A 15,203-nucleotide genomic window follows, 5' to 3' on the forward strand; every position below is an offset into this window, starting at 1 on the left:
TGCCGGTGTCAGCTGCCGATCACGACGTTGACCGGGGCCTCGCCGCGCAGCATCCGCTCGACCTGCTTGCGGATCAAACGCGCGATGCGCGGATTCATGGCAGTGGATGCTCCGCCCACGTGCGGTGAGATGAGGGCGCCGTCGGTCTTCCAGAGCGGATGCCCCGCCGGGATCGGTTCCGGATCGATGACGTCGAGGGCTGCACGGATGCGGCCGCCCTCGCGCACCAGTGCATCGGTGTCGATGAGGGTGCCGCGGCCTACGTTGACCAGAAGCGCGCCGTCGGGCATGCGTGCGAGCATCCGCTCGTCGAACAGATGATGCGTTGCCGCGCCTCCGGGGAGGGTCAGAATGACGATCTCCGCATCTGCGACCAGCGTCTCGAGCTCATCGATCGCATGCACCTGCACGCGGCCCAGGCGCTCGTGCCACACCGGTCGGGCGGTGCGCGCGACTACCGTCAGCTCAACCTCGAACGGCTCCAAGCGCAGCGCGATGGCTTCGCCGACGCCGCCGAATCCGACCAGCAGTACCTTGCGGTCGGCCAGGCTCTCCGCGAATACCGGTGACCACTCGCCCTGCTGCTGCGCGAGCACGAACCGGGGGAACTGCCGCTGCGCGGCCAGCGTGAGGGCGAGTGCGAGCTCAGCGGTGGATGCCTCGTGCACGCTTGCGGCGTTGGCGAAAGGCATCCCCGCAGGCAGGACATCGGCGACCCCGTCGTATCCGATCGACTGGCTCTGCACGAGTCCGATGTCGAGGCCCTCGAGGTTGCCGAGTACCTTCGAGCTGCCCATGTACGGAGAAACCGCCAGATCGATGCGCTCGCGCGGCGCTGGGGAGTGCATATCCCAGACCTCGAGCTCCACGCCCTCGGGCAGCGTGCCGATGTTCTCGGCCAGGCGGGCGGTGGGGACGGTGACGAAGAGATTCACACTCTGAGCCTATCGACCGCGGAGGGCCTATCGATCGTGACCGGGCAGGGGAGTAGCCTCGGCCACAACGGCGACGCTCGGTCGCGCAGATTCTCAAGGAGGAGTCATGATTCCGGAGATCAACTACTGGGCGGTGCTGCTGGCCATGCTCTCGAGCATGATCGTCGGGTCGATCTGGTACACCCCGAAGGTGTTCGGCACCCGCTGGGCGCGGCTGGCGAATGTCGACATCGAAGGCTCTGCCAAGAGCGCCCTGTGGCCGATCATCACCACAGTTCTCGTGAGCTTCATGACGGCAGGGGTTCTTGCCGGAGCATCCGCCATCGCCTGGCACTTCTACGAGGGGTCATTCTTCAGCGCGGCCGTCGTCACGGCCATCCTGCTGTGGGCGGGATTCACCGCCGCCCGTTTCATCACGCACGACGCCTTCGAAGGTCGCCCCACTCAGCTGACGACGCTGAACATCGCGCACGAACTGGTCACCGTGGTGATCATGGCCGTGATCATCGGAGTCTGGCCGCCGGTTCTCGGCTAGTTCTGGCGCGTTACGTCTGCAGGAGGGTGTTGCACCTGTCGGACTCTTTGTGGAAAAAGGTCCGACGGATGTAACAGTCTCCGACGGATGTAACAGATGGATGCCGCGGCATCCGCCCCGGGCGGGGAAAGGCTACGCGGCTACGCGGCTGACGGCGGCGATGGCGCTCGTGAAGAACGCCAGACCGTCGATGCCCGAGCGCATGGCCTGAGCCGTGTTCGGGCCGAAGCCCGCCTCGGTGGCGTGCTCGGGGTGCGGCATGAGGCCGACAACGTTGCCCGCCTCGTTGCGCACGCCGGCGATATCGCGCAGCGAGCCGTTCGGGTTGACCCCGGCGTAGCGGAACGCCACCAGACCTTCACCCTCCAGGCGGTCGAGCGTCTCGTCGTTGGCGATGTAGCCGCCCTCGCCGTTCTTCAGCGGGATGATGATCTCCTGGCCCTGCGTGAACTCGTTCGTCCAGGCGGAGCCGGTGTCTTCGACGATGAGCTTCTGATCGCGGCGCACGAAGCTCTGGTGCTCATTGCGGATGAGGCCGCCGGGCAGCAGGTGCGCCTCGACGAGCATCTGGAATCCGTTGCAGATTCCGAGCACGGGCATGCCCTTCGCGGCGGCATCCTTCACCTCGGCCATGATCGGCGACAGCGCGGCGATGGCGCCGGAGCGCAGGTAGTCGCCGTAGCTGAAACCGCCGGGCAGGACGAGAGCGTCGACGCTTTCGAGATCGTGCGAACCGTGCCAGAGCGCAACGGGCTCGGCGCCGGCGAGGCGTACGGCGCGCTGGGCGTCGCGGTCATCCAGCGACCCGGGCCAGGTGATGACCCCGATGCGGACGGTCACTCGACGACCTCGATACCGACGACGTCCTCGATCACCGAGTTGGAGAGCACGTCTGCTGCGATCTTCTCGGCCTCGGCGAGCACAGCGTCGGTGACCTCACCGTCGACGGTGAGTTCGAAGCGCTTGCCGATGCGCACGTCGCTGAAGGCGGTGACGCCCAGACGTGCAAACGCACCCGAGACGGCCTTTCCCTGCGGGTCGAGCAGTTCGGACTTGGGCATGACGTCGACGACGATGGTGGGCATGAACGGCTCCGGATGTCGCGGGAAGGCGGGCATGCCCAGTCTAGTGTCCTCGTAGCATCCGCTCTGTGCTCCCAGGGAAGTGATTGCATGCGTCGGAATAGAATCGACGCGTCGGTCGTTGACACCGGCAGACCGCAATCGGCTCAGCTGAGCCCGAACAGAAGGAAACACCTGTGACTCGCACTATCGGCTACATCGTCGGCAGCATCTCCAGCGCCTCCATCAACCGCCGCCTTGCGCGCGTTCTCGCGAATCTCGCTCCTGAGGGCACGGAACTTGTCGAGATCCCGATCAAGGACCTCCCCTTCTACTCGCCGGACTTCGACGGCAACTTCCCGGAGGTGGCCACCGAGTACAAGAAGGCCATCGCCGACGTCGACGGCGTCATCATCGTCACCCCCGAGTACAGCCGCTCTATCCCCGGCGTGCTGAAGAACGCCCTGGACTGGTCGACCCGCCCCTACGGCGACATGTCGTTCTACGGCAAGCCCGTCGCCGTCATCGGCACCTCCGGATCCGGTGTCGCAACCGCAGCGGCCCAGCAGCACCTGCGCGCGATCCTCGGTCACTTCAGCGCAATCACGATGGGCCAGCCTGAGGGCTTCATCCAGGACCGCCCGGGCCTGTTCACCGAAGAGGGCCAGGTCACGGATGACTCGACCGCTGGTTTCCTCGTCGGCTACCTCGAGGCGTTCAACGGCCTCATCAACCGCGTGCAGCACTCCGCGGAGCTCGTGAACTCCTAAGCATTCTTGCTTGATCGGATGCCCTGCAGCCTCGTGCTGCGGGGCATCCGTCGTTTTCTCGCATGCGTCGAACTCCAGTACGTCGGTCTCAGTGAGGTCTCGAAATACCGAATGTAAGGTTCACGCCAACCCATGCCGCAGCGCCAGCACCACCGCCTGCACCCGATCGCGGGCACCGATCTTCTGCAGCACGCGTGAGACGTGGGTCTTCACCGTCGCTTCACCGATGAACAGTGCTGTCGCGATCTCTGCATTGCTCATCGCTTCGGACAGGAGCGCGAGAACTTCTGCCTCACGCTCGGTAAGCGGCTCGATGAGATCGAGTGAAGGGGCGGATGCCGTGGCCACAGCTCCGTCCCCCGTCGAGGCCGTCGCATACCGCTGCACGACACGCCTGGTCACCTCTGGTGCCAGCATCCCGTCGCCTGCGGCGAGCACGCGCACCGCGGCGACCAGATCCTCCGGGCCGCCGTTCTTCAACAGGAAACCGCTCGCGCCAGCATCCAGAGCGCTGAACAGATAGTCATCGCGATCGAAAGTCGTCACGATCGCGATCGCGGCGTGCACGTTCGGATCGGAGATGATCCGTCTGGTCGCCTCGATGCCATCCATGTCGGGCATCTGTACATCCATGCAGATGACATCCGGGTGCAGAGTGGATGCCGCAGTCACCGCTTCGGCGCCGGTCGATGCTTCGCCGACCACGGTGATGTCGGGCTGGATGTCGAGGATGGTGCGGAATCCGGCGCGCAGCATCGCGTGATCGTCGACGAGGAGAACGCGGATCGGGTCGGTCATGCGGCGGCTCCAGCCAGTTCAGCGTGTGCGGCCAGCGGAATCTGCACGCGCACGCGCCAGCCTCCACGCTCGCGAGGTACAGATTCAATCGTGCCACCCGAGGCCAGGGTGCGCTCGCGCATGCCCAGCTGTCCCATTCCCGGCCGGGGCGCGAGCACTGGCCGGCCGGTGTTCACCACTTCGAGCTCGACGCCGGTCGCGGTGTAGCGCAGACGCACGTCGGCCGTAGCTCCGATGCCCGCATGGCGGCGGGCGTTGGTGAGTGACTCCTGTGCGATTCGATAGAGGTTTACCTGCACGACTGACGGCACTGGCCGTTCTTCGCCGATGACCGTGTATTCGGTCGGGAGTCCTGCGCCATTCGACGCCGCGACGAGTTGCGCGATGTCGGCGAGCGAGACGGTGGACGCAGCATCTTCGTCGTCGCCGTTCGACCGCAGGGTCTCCAGGAGGTGTCTCAACTCGCTGATGGCTTCGCGCGCCGATTCTTCGACGCTGGAAAGGATCTGCTTCGACCGAGCGGGATCCTGATCGAGGACCATGCGCGCGGCCCCTGCCTGCACGCCCATCACCGATACATGGTGCGCGACGACGTCATGAAGCTCGCGCGCGATGCGGACGCGATCGAGCGCCACCGCCTGCGCCGCAGTGACCTCGCGCTCGCGTTCCAGGTCTTCTGTGCGCTGCTCGAGGGACTGACGCTGCATTGCGGCCTTCCAAGCGTGCTCTCCGAAGTAGTAGGCGCCGCCGAAGTAGAGCACGTTCACCAACAGCTGCAGCATCATGAAGGCGAGGTACGGCGACATCGCCCCCGCGACGATCTCCTCTTCGTTGGCGGTGTCGATCGCGTCACGGTACATCGTGATCATCAGCCAGATGAACATGCCGACGATGATCGACACCCGCACGATCATCGCCGCACGGCGGTTGGCCATCCACGCACCCACCGTGTACAGCCCGATGAACATCGCGATGTTTCCGGCATACATCTCCGGCACGCGCAATGTCGCGGCGAAGAAGTACGCGACTGAGACGATGACCGCGACCTGAGCAGGCCAGATGCGGCGCGCGGCGAGCGGAAGCGCGAGCACGAGCAGGTAAACAATCGCCTGCCACAGTGGTGCCTGCTCTTCGCCGTACAGTCCGGAGACCGCCGACAGCGCGGCGCTAATGATGCCGGCGACGAACACGACGCCGGCCAGCAGCAGGTCGGACTGTCGTTGGCGCGCGGTCAGCGCGCGTGATGATGCGGACATACTTCCACGGTACGGGCAAGCGGATGCCGGGACATCCGCCGCACGACGGACTCGCCGCCGCTATTTGCTATTGAAAAGCGCGGTTGTTGTTCGCAAGCTTGAAGAATCGATACGACAAAGGAGCCAGTATGTCTACGAAGATCTTCGTTATCATCCCCACCTCCGATGCGGTCCTCGCGAAGGGCCTCGCCGCTGAACAGGGCGGCGCATCATGACTGGTCGCATCATCATCGATCTGTTCGCCACCCTTGACGGAGTCGCCCAAGCTCCGGGTGGGCCGGAGGAGGACGCCTCGGATGGCTTTCCCTTCGGCGGCTGGCAGGCCGGAGTTCCCGACGCGGCCGTCGGAAAATGGGTGATGGAGGGGATGTCGACGCTCGACGCGCTGTTGCTTGGCCGGCGCACTTACGATCTGTTCGCGTCATACTGGCCGCGCCACACGACGGGCCCGGAGGGCTGGATCGGGCAACTGTTCGATCGCGTTCCGAAGTACGTCGCCTCGCACGACGCAGACATCGATCTGGAATGGCAGGGCAGTTCGCGGGTCGGCGCAGACCTCAGGACCGAACTCGCCGCGCTGCGCGAAAGTCACCGCGACGTGCACGTGATCGGCAGTATCGACCTCGTGCAGACACTGCTCGCCGAGCAGTTCTTCGACGAGCTGCAACTGTGGGTGTATCCGGTCGTGCTCGGTCGGGGCAAGAAGGTGTTTCCAGACGGCTCTGCCGCCGCGAATCTGACGCTGCTCGGTGCTGAGGTTGGCGAGAACGGAGCAGTGAGTCTGCGCTACGCGACCGCTCCTGGTCCGGTGCGCACCGGCGTCATGGGGGAGTGATTCTGCCTCCCGTCGCCCAGCACAGTCCCGCACGCCGTTGCCCGCCCAGTCCTGCGGGTCGTTGAGCGACGCTTCGACCCGCTCCACTCGCTCAGTGCGGGCCCCCGCGAGTCGAAGCCGGCCAGCTCTCACTGAGTTGCGGCGTGCAACTCAGGGGCCGAGAGCAGTGATCGGAACGACCAGAACGCCGTCGGGACGCCGGTAGGTGAACCGTCCCGCGGTGATCACGATTAGGGCTGACGGATCCCCGTGGCGACTCGTATCGACCTTGCCTGCGAAATGTAGCAGGGACGCGGCGGCGGCATCGGCGGCGACTTCGCCCATCTTGACTTCGACGGCCGCCCAGTTCCCGTCGGGTAATTCGAGGATCATGTCGATCTCGGCGCCGGTCTGGGAATCTCGCCAGGAGGACAGGGTGGCGTTCAATGCCTGCGAGTAGATGCGTAGGTCGCGCAGAGCCAGCGACTCGAAGTGCAGTCCGGCGCCTTCCAGATCGGCGAGCAACTCACGGGCGCCGACGCCCAGGGCAGCTATGCCGATCGATGGATCGACGAAATGTTGCACAGCCGATGCGCGCAGCCTGCTTCGAGAGCGCATGTGCGGGCGCCAAGCTGGCAGCGGCTCGACCAACATCAGCCGGTTTAGCGCATCGAGGTAGTTCGACAGTGTCTCGGTTGCGATCGGTCCGCGCGCACCTCCGACTTCGCCCTCGAGGACCGTGCCTTTCGTGGGTGTACCGGTTGCACGACCGAGCGCCGCGAGCAGCCGCATCACGTTGCCCGGATTCCTTCGAGGCCCGAGCCCTGGCACGTCGATCTCTGCGACCGTTCGAAGGTAGTCCTCCATCCACGCTCGAGCCTCTGGCTCGTCTTGGTCGAGGAGTGCCGGCCACCCGCCGATGACCATCCTCTCGATGATCTCGGGAACGGTCAGATCAGTCGGCGAGCCAGCAGGTGTATCTCCTTGTAGGAGAGCGGCGAGGCTGACTTCGCCGCTGGAATGTCCAGTCTCGAACAGCGACATCGGACGCATGCGCAGGCGACCGATGCGGCCTGCACCGGAATGCATTGGCGCAGTGTCGCGAGGTCGCGCTGAGCCGGTGAGCAGGTAGAGGCCTTTGTCCGAGTGGTCGTCGACTGCTCGTCGCACCAGATTCCAGAGTTCCGGTCGCTCCTGCCATTCGTCGAAGAGGATTGGCGTCGGAGCAGTGAAGAGTTGCGCGGGGTGCACCTCCAGCACTGCGCGAGCAGCACGATCCGTGTCGATGCGCACTACGGTTCGAGCGAGTTGAGAGGCGGTCGCCGTCTTTCCGACGGCCTTGGGGCCATCGATGAGTATCGCGCCCATAGCGGACATTCGCCGATCCAGCTCGGCGTCTACGACGCGGTTCCGATATGCGACCATGATCGAACTCTACACTTTGTCGATTCTGAACTCTACACTTTGTCGGATATGAGTTCTACATATTGTCGGATCTGTGCCGACGCCCGCCTACGTCTGGCGCCGAGCGCAGTTCTCAGGGGGTGAACAAGGCGCCATTGCCGCACAGTGCCCACTCCTCGAAGCCCGCTCCGTCGGCGATCGCTGGCGATCGCTGGCGATGAGCCGCGGTAGCCGAGTCACGTGAAGATCATCGGCATGTCATCGTCGTCATCGGCGCTGCCGAAGTCGAGATCAACGACCACCGGAACGTGATCGCTGGGCTGGACGCCCTTGCGCTCATCGCGATGGATGGATGCCCCGGTAACAGCGCCGGCGAGCGCGGGGGAGCCCAGCACGAAATCGATGCGGACGCCCTCGTTGCGAGGGAACTTCAGGCGCTGGTAGTCCCAGTAGGTGAAGCCCTCCGGCAGCAGCGGACGCACGACATCGGTGAGTCCAGCATCCTGAAACGCGAAGAACGCAGCGCGCTCCTCGGGAGAGACATGGGTGGAGACGCCCTCGACGATGTCGGGGTCGCCGTTGTCGGCGTCGAACGGGATGATGTTGAAGTCGCCGACCAGGGCCAAGGGCAGGTCAGGGTTCTTCTGCAGTTCGGATGCCGTGTGCTGGCGCAGCGCCTCGAGCCAGTGCAACTTGTACTGGTAGTGCGGATCGTCGAGCGAGCGGCCGTTGGGCACGTACAGGCTCCACACCTTCACACCCTCGATCGTGGCACCGAGCGCACGCGCTTCGAGCGGAGCATCCGGTCCGTCGTGGCCCTTGGCGAAGCCGGGCATCCCGGTGAACGCGGTGTCGACGTCGGTGATCGGCAGGCGGCTCGCGATCGCGACACCGTTCCACTGATTCAGCCCGTGCACCTCGACGTGGTATCCCGCCTCTTCGAATGGCGCGTAGGGGAATTGCTCGGGCTTGCACTTGATCTCCTGCATCGCGAGCACGTCGATGTCTTCGCGCACGGCGAATTCCACCGTGCGGGTGACGCGGGTGCGGATGGAGTTGACGTTCCAGGTGGCCAGGCGCATACACCCAGCCTAATTGCGGGCAGGGACGTCAGCGTTCGGACGGGTCAGCCGTGCCCATCAGCACGCCGCGTGCCAGTGAATGGAAGTGGCGGTTGAAGCCGAGCACCGCAGGGGTCGATCCGCGTGCGATATCGAGGGTGGGAACGTCCAGGGCGTCGACGACGAAGAAGTATCGGTGCACACCGGTGCCCTCCGGCGGAGCAGCGCCGATGAACCGTTCCGTTCGGGATTCGTTCGGCAGGACTGTGGCGCCGGCGGGAAGGGCCGCCAGGTCACCGGCGCCGCTTGCCAGGGACGTGGTCGCGGCCGGGAGGTTGTATGCCGCCCAGTGCCAGAATCCCGATCCGGTCGGAGCATCCGGATCGAAGCAGGAAATCGCAATGCTCTTCGTGCCGGCAGGAGGCGTCGACCACTGCAATGCGGGAGATCGATCCTCGCCGCCACGATCGGCCGACCAGGCGAACAGCGGCAGCGCGCCATCGGGGTCGAAATCAGGGCTGGTGAGCTCCAACGGCAGGAAGTCTCGCAGCGTGGCGAGTTCGGCATAGGGATCGTACGAGAACACGGAGGCTCCTTCACGTCGCGGGTTCCGATCAGACTCGGCTCATCGCCACGATAGACGCTCGCATCCCGTGCTGGCCAAACGCTCGGGGCCGTCGCCGGTGCACAACTCCTGAAGAACCGGCCCGGTCGGCGCCAATTCGGGCTGAATCGACCGATCCGGTTGCATTCTTCAGGAGTTGTGCGCGGGCCGTGCGCCTTACACTGGATGCCGTGACTCTCGACGCCGACCGCCAGTCCCTGCTCGCCCTCATCAAAGATGAGGCGGTGTTCCATGGTGACTTCACGCTTTCCAGCGGCAAGCAGGCGACGTACTACGTCGACATGCGCAGGCTCACCCTCGATCATCGTGCCGCTCCCGCGATCGGCCGCATCATGCTCGATCTCATCGCCGACCTCGATGTCGCAGCCGTCGGCGGGCTGACGCTCGGCGCCGACCCGATCGCCAACTCCGTGCTGCACGCCTCGGTCGACACCGATCGTCCACTGGACGCGTTCGTCGTCCGCAAGGAGCCCAAAGACCACGGCCGCGGACGCCAGATCGAAGGGGCCGATGTCGCGGGCAAGCGTGTCGTCGTGCTGGAGGACACCTCCACGACCGGACAGTCCGCGCTCAAAGCCGTTGAGGTGCTGCGCCGCGAAGGCGCCGAAGTCATCGCCGTTGCCGTGATCGTCGACCGCAAGACCGGCGCGCAAGCCGCCATCGAGGCTGAGGGTCTGAAGTGGCTCGCGGCCTTCGACCTCGACGACCTCGGCCTCGACCCGCAGTGACCCGCTACGCCCTCGCCGTCGACGTCGGCGGCACCAAGATGGAGGCGGCGCTCGTCTCTGACGAGGGCGTGCTGGTCAACGGCAGCCGTTCGCGCAGCGCGACCGGACGTGCCGCGACGCCCGCGTCGTTGGATGCGGCCGTCGTGCAGGTCGTCACACACGCCCTGGCGCAGCTTCCCGAAGGTACCGGCCTCGTCGGAGCCGGTGTCGGCAGCGCCGGTCCGATCGATCGACCGGCCGGGCAGATCCTGCCGGTCAATATGCCTCAGGCGCTCGGCTACCCGTTGGCGGATGCGGTGCGCCGCGCAGCATCCGAAATCGTCAGAGCGGACGTCCCCACCGTCTTCGGGCACGACGGCGGTGCGCTCGCTCTCGCCGAATCGTGGCTGGGTGCCACCCGTGACGCGAAAGCGTCGCTGTCGATCGTCGTCTCCACCGGCGTCGGTGGCGGATTCGTCATCGGCGGTCAGTACATTCCCGGCGCATCCGGCAACGCCGGACACCTCGGCCAGGTGCGCCGCGAAGGTGGGCTGACGCTCGAGCAGATCGCCTCCGGTCCCGCGAGCGCGGCATGGGCGCAGACCCAGGGCTGGACCGGTTCGACCGGTGAAGATCTCGCTCGGGATGCGGCATCCGGTGATCGGATCGCGCGCGCGGCCATCGAACGCTCCGCGCGCGAGGTCGGCCAGGCGTTGGCGGATGCTGCGACGCTCGTCGACCTCGACATGATCGCCATCGGCGGCGGCTTCTCGCGGGTGTCAGACGACTACATCGACCTTGTGCAGCAGGCGCTCATCGCCAGCGCCGCGCACGACTACTCGCGTCGCGCACGAGTGGTGCGCTCGGGCCTCGGAGACGAGGGCCCGCTCATCGGCGCGGCCGCACTCGTGCTGCGTTAGGCGCCACTCAGCGCACGCGGTGCAGTCACCGCCGATACCCGAAGGAAGTCGAGCTTCGCCGCGGCATCCGACCCGGTGGCGGCGGTGTACGCGACGATGCGCAGGTCGGTGCCTGCGACGGTGAACACGTCGCAGTCGAGTTCAATGTCGCCCACGGCCTCATGTCGAATAACTTTGCGCTCCGATTGGTGCTCTCCGACAGCGCCGCTATGCCAGAGGGCGCGGAATCGCTCGTTTGATTCGAGAAGCTCATTGACCAATGCCTTGACGCCTTGGTCGTCCGGATAACGCCCGCTCACTCGGCGCAGGTCGGCGACGAGCGATGCTTCGAACACTTCGGGGCTGCCGGACTGGCTGACGACCCTCTTCTTGTCATCGCACTGGGATGTGCCCGTGAAGTGCTGCCTCAACAGGTTGGGTGGCCCGGTGGCCGTCGAGGAAGGATCGCCCAGCAGCGTCTTCCAGAGCGGGCTCGCGGAAATGAGATCCCATGATGCGCTGAACACCGCAAGGGGAGTCTCGCCGAGCCGGGAGATCAGCCGCTGGATGCTGGGAGGGATGTGCGTCGGGACCTGCCCTGGTGAGGGCGGGAGCAGACCCGCGACGACGAAGAGATGGTCGCGTTCGGCGTCGCTCAGCTGAAGGGCGCGAGCGAGTGCCGCCGTCACTTGGGCAGAGGGATGCCGAGCCCGACCCTGCTCCAGCCGGACGACGTAGTCGACGCTCAGCCCTGCGAGTGCGGCGAGCTCTTCTCGACGCAGCCCCGCGGCGCGGCGGTCATCGCCGGAGTACAGGCCGACGTCGACAGGGGACAGTCGATCTCGCCACGCCCGCAGCACCCCGCCGAGGTCCGAGATCTGCTTCTGCTGCATCCCATCAGTCTGACAGCGTCTGAAGGAGCTTGGGTGGTACTGCGGGTCCCCCCGCCTATCCGGGCCACGACAGCGCCGCGCGGCATCCACAGACTGGAAATATGACAACAACACTGATCACCGGAGCCAACAAGGGCCTCGGATACGAGACCGCCCGTCGACTGATCGAAGCCGGCCACACCGTGTGGATGGGGGCACGCGATGAGACGCGGGGGAAGCAGGCCGCCGATGAGCTGGGCGGGCGCTTCGTCCAGCTCGATGTCACGGACGACGCATCCGTCGACGACGCCGCGCGAAAGATCACGGATGCCGGTGGCCTCGACGTGCTCATCAACAACGCTGGCATCTCGGGGCCGATGAAGCCCGCTGAGCAGCTGACCGCGGAGGATGCCACTCACGTGTATTCAACGAACGTCGTCAGCATCGTGCGCACGACGTCCGCATTCTTTCCGATTCTGCGCGAATCCAGTGCGCCAACCATCGTCAACGTGACGAGCGGTCTCGGGTCGTTCGCCGCTGTGCATGATCCTGAACGCATCGAGTCGATGCTCGTCGCGCCGCTGTACACCTCATCGAAGTCGGCGGTCACCATGCTTACGGTGCAGTACGCCAAGGCGTTTCCCGAGATGCGGATCAACGCCGCCGACCCCGGTTATACGAAGACGGACTTCAACGGTAATCAGGGCCCTCAGACGGTGAGCGAAGGAACCGATGCGATCGTCGAGCTCGCCACCAGGGGAGGGCAGGGTTCGACCGGCACGTTCATCGACCGCTCAGGAGTCGCTCTCTTCTAGACCGCGAAGCCCCGGCCCCGTCGGCTGGAGTAGTTTGGTCAGCGTGACCGCTCCTATTGATGCCACCGCCACTTCCGCCTGGGCCGAACTCGAAGCCCGCAAGAGCGGGTTCGTCCCCGACCTGCGCAGCTGGTTCGACAGCGATCCCGGCCGAGTCGAACGGATGACGTTCGACCTCGCGGATCTCCGAGTCGACCTGTCGAAGAACCTCGTCGATGACGGCATCCTCGCCTCCCTCGTATCGCTCGCCGAGCAGACCGGCGTCGCCGAACACTTCGCCGCCATGCAGCGCGGTGAGCACATCAACACCACCGAGGACCGCGCTGTTCTGCACACCGCGCTTCGTCGGCCCGCCGGCATCCAGCCCGCCCTCACGGTGGACGGGCAGGACATCGACCACGATGTGCAGGAAGTGCTGGGCGCCATGACGGCGTTCGCCGACCGAGTGCGGTCGGGTCAGTGGCAGGGGGTGACCGGCAAGAAGGTCACGCACGTGGTCAACATCGGCATCGGCGGCTCCGACCTCGGCCCCGTCATGATCTCGGCGGCGCTCGAGCCTTACGCGACCGCCGGCATCCAGGCGCGGTTCGTGTCGAACATCGACCCGTTCGACATCACGGAGAAGACCAAGGATCTCGACCCGGAGACGACGCTGTTCATCGTCGCATCCAAGACCTTCACGACGTTGGAGACCCTGACCAACGCGCGCCTCGCGCGGGATTGGTTGTGGGCCGGCCTGATCGCGGCCGGCGCGATCGAAGACACAGAAGAGGCGAAGACGGATGCTGTCGCCCACCACTTCGCGGCTGTCTCCACTGCGCTCGACAAGGTGGCCGCCTTCGGCATCGACACCGACAACGCCTTCGGGTTCTGGGACTGGGTCGGCGGCCGCTACTCGGTCGATTCAGCCATCGGCCTGTCCGTGATGATTGAGGCAGGCCCCGAGGTATTCCGGGAGCTTCTCAGCGGATTCCACGCGGTCGACGAACACGTGGCATCCACCCCTCTCGAGCGCAACGTGCCGATCCTGATGGGCCTGCTCAACGTTTGGTACACGAACTTCCTCGGCGCGCAGTCGCACGCCGTACTTCCCTACGCGCAGCAGCTCAGCCGCTTCGCCGCGTATCTGCAGCAGCTGACCATGGAGTCCAACGGCAAATCGGTGCGCTGGGATGGCTCACCGGTCACCACCGACACCGGCGAGATCTTCTGGGGCGAGCCGGGAACCAACGGCCAGCACGCGTTCTACCAGCTGATCCACCAGGGCACGCGCCTGATCCCGGCCGACTTCATCGCCTTCGCGAACCCGGCCTATCCGCTCCAGGACGATGGGCGTGATGTGCACGGCCTGTTCCTGGCGAACTTCCTCGCTCAGACCAAGGCGCTCGCGTTCGGCAAAACCGCGGCAGAGGTCGAAGCCGAAGGCACCACGGGCCCGCTCGTGGCTGCGCGGACCTTCGCCGGCAATCGCCCGACGACATCGATCTTCGCGCCCGCGTTGACCCCGCGCGTGCTCGGCGAACTGATCGCCCTCTACGAGCACATCGTCTTCACGCAGGGCGTGATCTGGGGAATCAACTCGTTCGACCAGTGGGGCGTGGAACTCGGCAAGCAGCTCGCGCTGCAGATCGCCCCGGCGATCGAGGGGGATGCTGCAGCGCTCGACGCGCAGGATGCCTCGACCAAGGCGCTGCTGGCGTACTACCGGGAGCACCGGGCGTAACCCCAGGCGCACCGAACCACCGGGCAGGTGGCGCTTGTGGTCGCTTCGGAGGCGGCCGGGCGGCACGAAGCGACACCTGCGTGGGTTGAGTCTGGCCGGTCCACCGGGCAGGTGGCGCTTGTGGTCGCTTCGGAGGTGGCCGGGCGGCACGAAGCGACACCTGCGTGGCCCGAACAGGGCATAGGGAACGGCGCGGCGCGCCCGGCGCTCACTTCTTACGGTCGTCGTCCCAGGGGCCTTCCCACCAGTTGCCGCGGCCGCCCTTACCGCGCCGTGACCTGACGAACTGCACGACGAAGACGACGAGCGTCGACAGCAATATCACGAACATCACCAGGAACATCACGTCGCGCTCACTCATGGCCGCTTCCCCTCTGCTGCGTCGGTGACGATCTTCGCGATGCGGGCGCTTCTGGTTTCAGCGCGCCTCGCCGTCGCGATGTGCGTCAGCCCGAGCTTCTTGACCGACTTCGGAAAGGCGTCCCAGGCTGCACGCGCAGCGGGGACGGCGTCCAGGGCGGCGGCGAGTTCATCGGGTTCGATGCCGGCCTCGGGTCCGTCGAGCATCTCCCAGGTGCCGTTGGCCTTGGCGATCTCGATGACGCGGATGCCGGCAGGCGCGAGCTGGCCCTGCTGCTCCAGCTCCACGAGGCGTGCCTTGTTCGTCGCAGCCCAGCCGCTCGACGGTCGGCGCGGCGAGAACCACTGCCCCACGCCCTCGGGGAACGTCCGCACCGGTCCGTCGATCCACCCGAAGCACAGCCCCTGCCGCACCGAATCCTCGTAGCCGACGCTGTCGCCCGTGGCGGCGCGACGCACGTTCAGCAGCCACACGCCCGCCGAGTCCGCATGGTGTTCTTCGAGCCAGGCGCGCCACGCTGCGGCATCCACCGCTGTGATCCGCTCGCCCTTGTCGAGTACGCCCATG

At 65.9% G+C, this 15,203-nt stretch carries 18 protein-coding genes; 7 read left to right on the top strand and 11 right to left on the bottom strand.

What is annotated here, in order from left to right:
* Positions 1 to 8: 8 nt before the first annotated feature.
* Positions 9 to 935 carry a 2-hydroxyacid dehydrogenase gene (locus ACSU1L_RS15670; RefSeq protein ID WP_439256417.1) on the bottom strand — a complete coding sequence of 309 codons (927 nt, stop codon included), beginning with the start codon at positions 933 to 935 and terminating at the stop codon, positions 9 to 11.
* Between the two features lie 106 nt (positions 936 to 1,041).
* Between ACSU1L_RS15670 and ACSU1L_RS15675 the strand changes: the two genes are divergently transcribed.
* Entirely contained in the window at positions 1,042 to 1,470 is a 429-nt protein-coding gene (locus ACSU1L_RS15675; protein ID WP_439256418.1) for a DUF1761 domain-containing protein, read from the top strand.
* 132 nt (positions 1,471 to 1,602) lie between these two features.
* Here the strand turns inward: ACSU1L_RS15675 and purQ are convergent, their stop codons facing one another.
* Together purQ and purS are read right to left on the bottom strand one after the other, a co-directional pair.
* On the bottom strand, positions 1,603 to 2,310 hold the full coding sequence (purQ, locus tag ACSU1L_RS15680) for a phosphoribosylformylglycinamidine synthase subunit PurQ (RefSeq protein ID WP_439256419.1): 708 nt from the start codon (positions 2,308 to 2,310) through the stop codon (positions 1,603 to 1,605).
* On the bottom strand, positions 2,307 to 2,555 hold the full coding sequence (purS, locus tag ACSU1L_RS15685) for a phosphoribosylformylglycinamidine synthase subunit PurS (protein WP_439256486.1): 249 nt from the start codon (positions 2,553 to 2,555) through the stop codon (positions 2,307 to 2,309). Before purS ends, purQ begins: the two co-directional genes overlap by 4 nt.
* A 173-nt stretch (positions 2,556 to 2,728) precedes the next feature.
* Here purS and ACSU1L_RS15690 point away from each other — a divergent pair, with 173 nt between their 5' ends.
* Positions 2,729 to 3,301: an NADPH-dependent FMN reductase gene (locus ACSU1L_RS15690; RefSeq protein WP_438252738.1), complete on the top strand. Its 573-nt coding sequence runs from the start codon at positions 2,729 to 2,731 to the stop codon at positions 3,299 to 3,301.
* Between the two features lie 120 nt (positions 3,302 to 3,421).
* Here the strand turns inward: ACSU1L_RS15690 and ACSU1L_RS15695 are convergent, their stop codons facing one another.
* Both ACSU1L_RS15695 and ACSU1L_RS15700 read right to left on the bottom strand, forming a co-directional pair.
* The gene (locus ACSU1L_RS15695; RefSeq protein WP_439256420.1) at positions 3,422 to 4,099 is read right to left on the bottom strand and encodes a response regulator; all 678 of its coding nucleotides are present in this window, start codon (positions 4,097 to 4,099) and stop codon (positions 3,422 to 3,424) included.
* Positions 4,096 to 5,355, bottom strand: coding sequence for a sensor histidine kinase (locus tag ACSU1L_RS15700; RefSeq protein ID WP_439256421.1), 1,260 nt, complete (start codon positions 5,353 to 5,355; stop codon positions 4,096 to 4,098). The genes ACSU1L_RS15695 and ACSU1L_RS15700 overlap by 4 nt, the downstream gene beginning before the upstream one ends.
* A gap of 211 nt (positions 5,356 to 5,566) precedes the next feature.
* Between ACSU1L_RS15700 and ACSU1L_RS15705 the strand changes: the two genes are divergently transcribed.
* Positions 5,567 to 6,190: a dihydrofolate reductase family protein gene (locus ACSU1L_RS15705; RefSeq protein ID WP_439256422.1), complete on the top strand. Its 624-nt coding sequence runs from the start codon at positions 5,567 to 5,569 to the stop codon at positions 6,188 to 6,190.
* A 150-nt stretch (positions 6,191 to 6,340) separates the two neighbouring features.
* Here ACSU1L_RS15705 and ACSU1L_RS15710 read toward each other — a convergent pair whose 3' ends face one another.
* The 3 genes from ACSU1L_RS15710 to ACSU1L_RS15720 all read right to left on the bottom strand — a co-directional run bounded on the left by ACSU1L_RS15710 (position 6,341) and on the right by ACSU1L_RS15720 (position 9,220).
* Positions 6,341 to 7,594 (bottom strand): ATP-binding protein, encoded by a 1,254-nt coding sequence (locus tag ACSU1L_RS15710; RefSeq protein WP_439256423.1) that lies wholly within the window; start codon positions 7,592 to 7,594, stop codon positions 6,341 to 6,343.
* 215 nt (positions 7,595 to 7,809) lie between these two features.
* Entirely contained in the window at positions 7,810 to 8,655 is an 846-nt protein-coding gene (locus tag ACSU1L_RS15715; protein WP_439256424.1) for an exodeoxyribonuclease III, read from the bottom strand.
* A gap of 28 nt (positions 8,656 to 8,683) precedes the next feature.
* A complete protein-coding gene (locus ACSU1L_RS15720) occupies positions 8,684 to 9,220 on the bottom strand; it encodes a YbhB/YbcL family Raf kinase inhibitor-like protein (protein WP_439256425.1) in 537 nt (178 codons plus the stop codon).
* 209 nt (positions 9,221 to 9,429) lie between these two features.
* Here ACSU1L_RS15720 and pyrE point away from each other — a divergent pair, with 209 nt between their 5' ends.
* On the top strand, positions 9,430 to 9,987 hold the full coding sequence (pyrE, locus tag ACSU1L_RS15725) for an orotate phosphoribosyltransferase (RefSeq protein ID WP_438252747.1): 558 nt from the start codon (positions 9,430 to 9,432) through the stop codon (positions 9,985 to 9,987).
* Entirely contained in the window at positions 9,984 to 10,886 is a 903-nt protein-coding gene (locus tag ACSU1L_RS15730) for an ROK family protein (protein WP_439256426.1), read from the top strand. The genes pyrE and ACSU1L_RS15730 overlap by 4 nt, the downstream gene beginning before the upstream one ends.
* On the opposite strand, the gene ACSU1L_RS15735 is transcribed toward ACSU1L_RS15730, so the two are convergent.
* Entirely contained in the window at positions 10,883 to 11,758 is an 876-nt protein-coding gene (locus ACSU1L_RS15735; RefSeq protein ID WP_439256427.1) for a helix-turn-helix transcriptional regulator, read from the bottom strand. The genes ACSU1L_RS15730 and ACSU1L_RS15735 overlap by 4 nt on opposite strands.
* Positions 11,759 to 11,859: 101 nt before the next feature.
* On the opposite strand from ACSU1L_RS15735, the gene ACSU1L_RS15740 reads away from it, so the two are divergent.
* Positions 11,860 to 12,552, top strand: a complete 693-nt coding sequence (locus tag ACSU1L_RS15740; RefSeq protein ID WP_439256428.1) for an SDR family NAD(P)-dependent oxidoreductase — start codon at positions 11,860 to 11,862, stop codon at positions 12,550 to 12,552.
* A gap of 43 nt (positions 12,553 to 12,595) precedes the next feature.
* Entirely contained in the window at positions 12,596 to 14,275 is a 1,680-nt protein-coding gene (gene pgi, locus ACSU1L_RS15745; RefSeq protein WP_439256429.1) for a glucose-6-phosphate isomerase, read from the top strand.
* Positions 14,276 to 14,483: 208 nt separating this feature from the next.
* Here the strand turns inward: pgi and ACSU1L_RS15750 are convergent, their stop codons facing one another.
* Together ACSU1L_RS15750 and ACSU1L_RS15755 are read right to left on the bottom strand one after the other, a co-directional pair.
* Positions 14,484 to 14,636 carry a hypothetical protein gene (locus ACSU1L_RS15750; RefSeq protein ID WP_438252752.1) on the bottom strand — a complete coding sequence of 51 codons (153 nt, stop codon included), beginning with the start codon at positions 14,634 to 14,636 and terminating at the stop codon, positions 14,484 to 14,486.
* Entirely contained in the window at positions 14,633 to 15,202 is a 570-nt protein-coding gene (locus ACSU1L_RS15755; RefSeq protein WP_439256430.1) for a YdeI/OmpD-associated family protein, read from the bottom strand. The genes ACSU1L_RS15750 and ACSU1L_RS15755 overlap by 4 nt, the downstream gene beginning before the upstream one ends.
* Position 15,203: the final 1 nt, after the last annotated feature.

Source organism: Microbacterium sp. A94, from assembly GCF_051842855.1.
Taxonomy (GTDB): Bacteria; Actinomycetota; Actinomycetes; order Actinomycetales; family Microbacteriaceae; genus Microbacterium.